At 66.2% G+C, this 6,857-nt stretch carries 9 protein-coding genes; 8 read left to right on the top strand and 1 reads right to left on the bottom strand.

Annotated features, from left to right (window positions below; genetic code table 11):
- Positions 1-233 precede the first annotated feature (233 nt).
- The 8 genes from AC5E6L_RS13180 (at position 234) to AC5E6L_RS13145 (ending at position 6,653) form a co-directional block, all read left to right on the top strand.
- A complete protein-coding gene (locus AC5E6L_RS13180; RefSeq protein ID WP_491230430.1) occupies positions 234-917 on the top strand; it encodes an N-acyl amino acid synthase FeeM domain-containing protein in 684 nt (227 codons plus the stop codon).
- 89 nt (positions 918-1,006) lie between these two features.
- Positions 1,007-1,228 (top strand): aa3-type cytochrome c oxidase subunit IV, encoded by a 222-nt coding sequence (locus AC5E6L_RS13175; protein ID WP_491230429.1) that lies wholly within the window; start codon positions 1,007-1,009, stop codon positions 1,226-1,228.
- A gap of 70 nt (positions 1,229-1,298) precedes the next feature.
- Entirely contained in the window at positions 1,299-2,465 is a 1,167-nt protein-coding gene (locus tag AC5E6L_RS13170; protein ID WP_491773873.1) for a Re/Si-specific NAD(P)(+) transhydrogenase subunit alpha, read from the top strand.
- Positions 2,458-2,868 carry an NAD(P) transhydrogenase subunit alpha part 2 gene (locus AC5E6L_RS13165; RefSeq protein WP_491230086.1) on the top strand — a complete coding sequence of 137 codons (411 nt, stop codon included), beginning with the start codon at positions 2,458-2,460 and terminating at the stop codon, positions 2,866-2,868. The genes AC5E6L_RS13170 and AC5E6L_RS13165 overlap by 8 nt, the downstream gene beginning before the upstream one ends.
- A gap of 8 nt (positions 2,869-2,876) precedes the next feature.
- A complete protein-coding gene (locus AC5E6L_RS13160) occupies positions 2,877-4,277 on the top strand; it encodes an NAD(P)(+) transhydrogenase (Re/Si-specific) subunit beta (RefSeq protein ID WP_491230087.1) in 1,401 nt (466 codons plus the stop codon).
- Positions 4,278-4,416: 139 nt separating this feature from the next.
- Positions 4,417-4,926: an SRPBCC family protein gene (locus AC5E6L_RS13155; protein WP_491773871.1), complete on the top strand. Its 510-nt coding sequence runs from the start codon at positions 4,417-4,419 to the stop codon at positions 4,924-4,926.
- A gap of 144 nt (positions 4,927-5,070) precedes the next feature.
- On the top strand, positions 5,071-5,424 hold the full coding sequence (locus AC5E6L_RS13150; RefSeq protein WP_491230089.1) for a YciI family protein: 354 nt from the start codon (positions 5,071-5,073) through the stop codon (positions 5,422-5,424).
- The gene (locus tag AC5E6L_RS13145; protein WP_491773868.1) at positions 5,421-6,653 is read left to right on the top strand and encodes an RNA polymerase sigma factor; all 1,233 of its coding nucleotides are present in this window, start codon (positions 5,421-5,423) and stop codon (positions 6,651-6,653) included. Before AC5E6L_RS13150 ends, AC5E6L_RS13145 begins: the two co-directional genes overlap by 4 nt.
- A gap of 18 nt (positions 6,654-6,671) precedes the next feature.
- Here the strand turns inward: AC5E6L_RS13145 and AC5E6L_RS13140 are convergent.
- On the bottom strand, positions 6,672-6,857 hold a 186-nt coding region (locus AC5E6L_RS13140; protein ID WP_491773866.1), incomplete at its 5' end, for a tetratricopeptide repeat protein.

Here is a 6,857-nt window from a genome sequence, read left to right as displayed (position 1 = left end):
GGCAATTTTCCCTTCGAGTTCGTATGCGCCAAGGCTGAATTGCGACAAAATCCCTTTGTTAACGTTAATGGAAACTTAATTCGGAGGCAGATTTACGAACATTTGGCTAAACACTAAATTGACGTTGGACACTTGGACAACGGCATTTGGGGCATATGATGGGCGCACCCCCCGGTCGACCAAGAGCGCTTTTCGCATCCGCTCTGGTTTCTCCCGATCAGATTCTGGCGACGATGGACCGTATCGAATATCGCCGCATCGTCGCCGCCGACGATCTTGAGGATGTCGGCGCTCTGCGGCGGCAGGCATTCAACGCCCGGCAACTCTATCACGACAAGTTCGACGGGCCGGTGGTCGAGCCGCTCGATTTCGCGCCAGGCAGCTTCGTTTTCGGGCTTTATGTCGATGGCGCGCTGGTCTCCTCGCTGCGCCTGAGCATCGTTCAGCCGGGATGCCACCCCACCGCCGCCATGTCGGCCTGTCCCGAGACGATCAAGCCGCTGCTCGCCCAGGGCATGCGGTTCGTCGAACTGAGCCGGTTCGCCATCGACGGCGAGGCCGTTGCCGAGGTCCCGCTGCTGCCGGCGCTGACCCACCGGCTGTCGGTGATGATGACGATCTACCTTGAGGCCGACTATTGCATCGGCCTGGTCAAGCTCAAGCACGAGGCCTACTACCGGCGGATGTTCAGGGCGACGCGGCTGGCCGGGCCATTCGTCCCCCAGGGCATGTTCCCCGATACGGTGCTGCTGGGCGTTTCGCGCGCCAACCAGACCTATGTGACCAACCGCAATCCGATCTTCTTCTTCACGCAAACCGAAGCGCGTATGCTGTTTGAGCAATCGGCCCGCGCAATGCCGCCGCTTTGCGTGCGGCCGACCGCCCGCTACGCGATGCGGGCGCGGAGCGCGGCCTGATCCCGCCCGCCGACCCTGCGCAGATGCACCATTGAAGTGCCGCCCGGTTTTCGCTATGCGCTGGGCAGTGGCCGACTGTGGAGACCGCGATGAGCGAGCAGAGCGAAGCCGACCCGGAGGGTGGCGCACCGATGGACTATCAGGAACATGAAAACACGTTCAGCCTGTTCCTGACGCTCACCAAGTGGGGCACGGTCGCCTCAGCGGCCCTGCTCGTCGCCATGGCGTTCGGCTTCTTCGCCGGCGGCGGCCTCGTCGGCGGCACAATCGCCTTCGTCCTGCTCGTCATCGTGGCGCGGCTCGTCCTTTGAGGCGCGACCGCTCCGGCGCGTCGACGCAGCGCGCCACCGGACCAGTTGAGAGCCGCGGGGGAGGCCGGACGTGTCGCTGACAATCTTCATCGCCAAGGAAACGCAAGGGGGCGAACCGCGCGTTGCGGCCTCGCCCGATACCGTCAAGCGACTGGTCAAGGCCGGCCATGCGGTGACCGTCGAAAAGGGCGCGGGATCGCTGTCGCGCATTCCCGATGCCCAGTTCGAGGCCGCGGGCGCCGCGATGGTGACCGCCGCCGCGGGCGCGGGCAGGGCCGATGTGGTGCTCAAGGTGCGCCGGCCGGCGCCGGCCGAGATCAAGAGATACAAGAAGGGCGCGGCGGTGATCGCCGCCATCGACCCGTACGATGCCCAAAAGGCGCTCGGCGAGATGGCCGGAGCGGGCCTTTCGGTGTTCGCCATGGAACTGATGCCCCGTATCACCCGCGCGCAGGTGATGGACGTCTTGTCCAGCCAGGCCAACCTTGCCGGCTACCAGGCGGTGATCGAGGCCGCCGCCGCCTATGACCGCGCCATGCCGATGATGATGACGGCGGCGGGCACGGTGCCGGCCGCCAAGGTGTTCGTGATGGGCGCGGGCGTCGCCGGTCTTCAGGCGATCGCCACCGCGCGGCGGCTGGGCGCGGTCGTCACCGCCACCGACGTTCGCCCCGCCGCAAAAGAGCAGGTCGCCTCGCTGGGCGCCAACTTCGTCGCCGTGGAGGATGACGAGTTCAAGGCGGCCGAGACCGCCGGCGGCTACGCCAAGGAAATGTCGAAGGACTATCAGGCAAAGCAGTCCGAACTCGTCGCCGACCACATCGCCAAGCAGGACATCGTCATCACCACGGCGCTGATCCCCGGCCGGCCCGCGCCCAGGCTGGTCTCCAGGGCGATGCTGGAGACGATGAAGCCCGGCTCCGTCCTCGTCGATCTCGCTGTCGAGCGCGGCGGCAATGTGGAAGGCGCCAAGCCCGACGACACCGTGACGACCAAAAACGGCGTCTCGATCATCGGCATCGCCAACATGCCCGGCCAGGTCGCTGCCTCCGCTTCGCTGCTCTATGCCAGGAATGTCTTTGCGTTTCTGGAAACGCTGGTCGACGGTGAAAGCGGCGCGCTCAAGATAGATCGCAAGGACGAACTGGTCGCGGCGACGCTGCTGACCCATGGCGGCGAACTGGTACATCCGCGCTTCGGCGGGCCGGCGGAACAGGGGGACAAGGCCGATGGCTGACGACAGCGTATCCCGGGCGCTCGACGCGCTCGATCAAGCCGTCGAGGGCGTACGCGGGGTGGTCGCCGACGCCCCGCCGGCGGTGGGCGCGGCCGCCGACGCCGTCCAGCAGGGCGGCGTCAACGAGTTCGTCTTTCTGTTCTCGATCTTCGTGCTGGCGATTTTCGTCGGCTACTACGTCGTCTGGTCGGTGACGCCGGCGCTGCACACGCCGCTGATGAGCGTGACCAACGCGATCTCCTCTGTGATCGTGGTCGGCGCGCTTCTGGCGGTCGGCATTTCCGAGAGCGGGCTTGCGACGGGCTTCGGTTTCGTTGCGCTCGTTCTTGCCTCGGTGAATATTTTCGGCGGGTTCCTGGTTACCCAGCGCATGCTCGCCATGTACAAGAAAAAAGACAAGTGAGGCGGTAAATGTCGGTCAACATCGCCTCCTTCCTTTATCTGATTTCCGGAATCCTGTTCATCCTGGCGCTGCGCGGCCTGTCGCATCCGACGACCAGCCGCCAGGGCAACATGTACGGCATGATCGGCATGGGCATCGCCGTGCTCACGACCTTGTTCATGGCCGCGCCCGGCGCCGGCGGCGCTCTCATGATCGTCGCGGGCATCGTCCTTGGCGGCTCGGTCGGCGCCTATGTGGCGCGCAACATCGCCATGACGGCCATGCCGCAACTCGTCGCCGGCTTCCATTCGCTGGTCGGCCTCGCCGCCGTTCTGGTGGCCGCCGCCGCGCTCTATTCGCCCGCCTCGTTCGGGATCGGCGCGGTCGGCGCGATCAAATCGATCGCCCTCGTCGAAATGTCGATCGGCGCGGCGATCGGCGCGATCACCTTCACCGGCTCGGTGATCGCCTTTCTGAAGCTCGACGGGAGGATGTCCGGCAAGCCGATCCTGCTGCCGGCGCGTCACCCGCTCAATGCGGCCATCGCCATCGCCATCATCGTCTTCGTCGTGATGCTGGTGAACACCGAGAGCTACATGGTGTTCTGGCTCCTGGTCGCGCTGTCGCTTGCGATCGGCGTCCTGATCATCATCCCGATCGGCGGCGCCGACATGCCGGTGGTCGTCTCCATGCTCAACTCCTATTCGGGCTGGGCGGCGGCGGGCATCGGCTTCACCGTCGAGAACCTCGCCCTGATCATCACCGGCGCACTGGTCGGCTCTTCGGGCGCGATCCTCAGCTACATCATGTGCAAGGGCATGAACCGCTCCTTCATCTCGGTGATCCTTGGCGGGTTCGGCGGCGAGACGGCCACGGCCGGCGCCGATGACGGCATCGACCGCACCGTCAAGCAGGGCTCGGCGGACGATGCCGCCTTCCTGATGAAGAACGCCTCCAAGGTGATCATCGTGCCCGGCTACGGCATGGCCGTCGCCCAGGCGCAGCACGCGGTGCGCGAGATGGCCGACACGCTCAAGGCCGAGGGCGTGCAGGTCTCCTACGCCATCCACCCGGTCGCCGGCCGCATGCCCGGCCACATGAACGTGCTGCTCGCCGAAGCCAACGTGCCCTATGACGAGGTGTTCGAACTGGAGGACATCAACGCCGAGTTCGCCCAGGCCGACATCGCCTATGTGATCGGCGCCAACGACGTCACCAACCCGGCCGCGCGCGACGATTCCGCCTCGCCCATCTACGGCATGCCGATCCTGGACGTCGACAAGGCCAAGACCTGCCTGTTCGTCAAGCGCTCGCTCGGCTCGGGCTATGCGGGCATCGACAACACGCTGTTCTACAAGGACGGCACGATGATGCTTTTGGGCGACGCCAAGAAGATGACCGAGGACATCGTCAAGGCGATGGCCGACTGACGGGGCCGGCTTTCCTCGCATCCTTCAAGCCGCGGCGAAAACGTCGCGGTTTTTTCATGTCTTTTGTCGATTTGACCGGGGTCCGTTCGTCATGGGGGGTGAGGGCGCGATGCTCTCGACCCGATGAAAGGACCTTGAAATGACACTCATGCAGATACTGGCCGCCTTGGCTGGCACGCTGGCGATGGTCGCTGCTTCCACATTGCTGCTGCCACGCCAAATCCATGTCGAGCGCCAGGCGCTGATCGAGGCCGACGCGGCCACCGTGCTGGCGCTGGCTGCTTCCAGCGAAGGCTATCAGCGCTTCAACCCCTATAAGAGCACCGATCCGGCGCTCAAGATCACCCTGTTCGGCCCGTCCTCGGGCGTCGGCTCCGGCTTTCACTTCGCCGGCAGGGAAGGCAAGGGCAGCCAGATGGTCTCGGCGATCACCGACGATGCCGTGTACTACCGGATCGATCTTGGGCCGATGGGCAAGCCCTCGCAGACCATCCGCGCCGAGCCGCGCGACGGTGGCGCCACGGTCACCTGGTCGATGCAGGCCGATATGGGTTTCAACCCGATCGGGCGCGTCATGGGCCTGTTCATGGACCGCATGGTGGGCCCGACCTTCGAGCGCGGCCTTGCCAATCTTGAAACCGCAGCCTAGGGCGCTTTCGCTTTTCGTTGAATCGCGCAAGCGCCCAACTGTTTGTTTTGCCGCAATTGCGGACGCGAAAAGCCCGCCCCGGATCGGGTCCGGGACAGGCTTTTCGCTGAAATTGCTCTACCCAATCCAACCGGAGATAAGCACATGCGTTACACCTTCCTTCTTTATTCCGATCCCGCCGACTTCGCCGACATGACCCAGGACGACTGGGCCGCCATGCAGGAGGTCTACGGCGCCTATATCGGCGCGCTCAAGGAAGCCGGCGTCTTCGTCGACACCGACTGGCTGCGGCCGGTGGAAACCGCGACCACGCTCAGCCTCAAGGGCGGCGGCAAGATCGTGCAGGACGGCCCGTTCGCCGACACCAAGGAGACGCTGGGCGGCTATTTCGTGATCGACGTGCCCGATCTCGACGCCGCCATGGCCTGGGCCGAGAAGTGCCCCGCCGCCAAGGCCGGCGGGATCGAAATCCGCGCCTCGGCCATGGGCGGCGCGTGAGCGAGACGGCCCGCGCCGCACAAAGTGCGGCGCGGGCATCCTACGGCAAGCTGATCGCCATCCTTGCCAAGCAGAGCGGCGACATTGCGCTGGCCGAGGACGCGCTGGCCGACGCCTTCGCCAAGGCGCTTGCCAAATGGCCGGAGACCGGTGTGCCTGCCAACCCCGAAGCCTGGCTCCTGACCGTCGCCCGCAACCGGCTGACGGATACGCAAAGGCGGCTCTTGCGCTTCCCCGAAACGGATGCGATCCCCGACATGGTCGAGCCCGAACGCACCGCCGGGCCCTTGCCCGACGAGCGGCTATCGCTGATGCTGGTCTGCGCCCACCCCGCGCTGCCGGTCGATCTGCACACCCCGCTGATGCTCCAGACCGTGCTGGGCTTGGAGGCGGCCGAGATCGCGCGCGCCTTCGTCGTCAGCCCGTCCGCCATGGCGCAGCGACTGGTCCGCGCCAAGCGCAAGGTCAGGGATGCGCGCATTCCCTTCCACCTGCCCGACGCCACCGATCTGCCCGGCCGGCTTGGCGCGGTGCGCGAGGCGGTCTATGCGGCCCACGCGCTGGACTGGCTGGCGCCGAGCGATGCGCTTGGCCAGGAGGCGCTCTATCTTGCGGGCCTGCTTTGCCATCTGGTGCCCGGGGACGCTGAATCGCACGGTCTCGCCGCGCTCATCGCCTTCGGCCACGCCCGCCGGGGTGCTCGCATCAAGGACGATACGTTCGTGCCGCTGGACGAGCAGGACCATCGCCTGTGGGACGGGCGCCTGATCGTCTATGGGCAGGGCGCGCTCGCGCGCGCGCGGGCGCTCGCTTCGCCCGGCCGCTTCCAGATCGAGGCGGCGATCCAGAGCCTGCATCTGGACCGCGCCAAGACCGGCCGGATCGACTGGCTGGCGCTCGACAAGCTCTACTACGCGCTTGACAGGATTTCGCCGTCGCTTGGCGCATCGGTCGCGCGCGCCGTCGTCTTGGCCGAACGCCACGGTCCCAGGGTGGGTCTGGACGCGCTGTCGCGCCTTGATGAAAAGGCCGTCCGCGCCTTCCAGCCCTACTGGGCGGCCCGCGGCAAGCTGCTCGCCGACCTCGGGGACGTCGAAGCTGCGATGCCCGCCTATGAAAAAGCCGTATCGCTCACGGTCGAGCCGCCCCTCAGGCGCTATCTGGCGGCGCGATCGGAAGCGCTGGGCGGCGCGCAACCCGCGCCGGGACCTGGCACCAGTCGAGTCTGAGGGCGGCCGAGCGCCCGGTCACGTCACCCGGTCCATCGCCGCGCGCGCGATGGAAAAGTCGGGATCGAGCTGTAGCGCGCGGCGGAACGAGCGGGAGGCGCGTTCATTGTCGCCGCGCGCCTCGTAGACCAGGCCCTGGTTGAGCCAACCCTCGGCATTGTCGCGGTCAAGCCCGATGGCGAAATTGGCGTCGTCGAACGCATT

Source organism: Roseitalea sp., assembly GCF_984466335.1.
The sequence above is the reverse complement of the archived record's forward strand: the minus strand, read 5'-3'. Positions and strand labels throughout refer to the sequence as shown.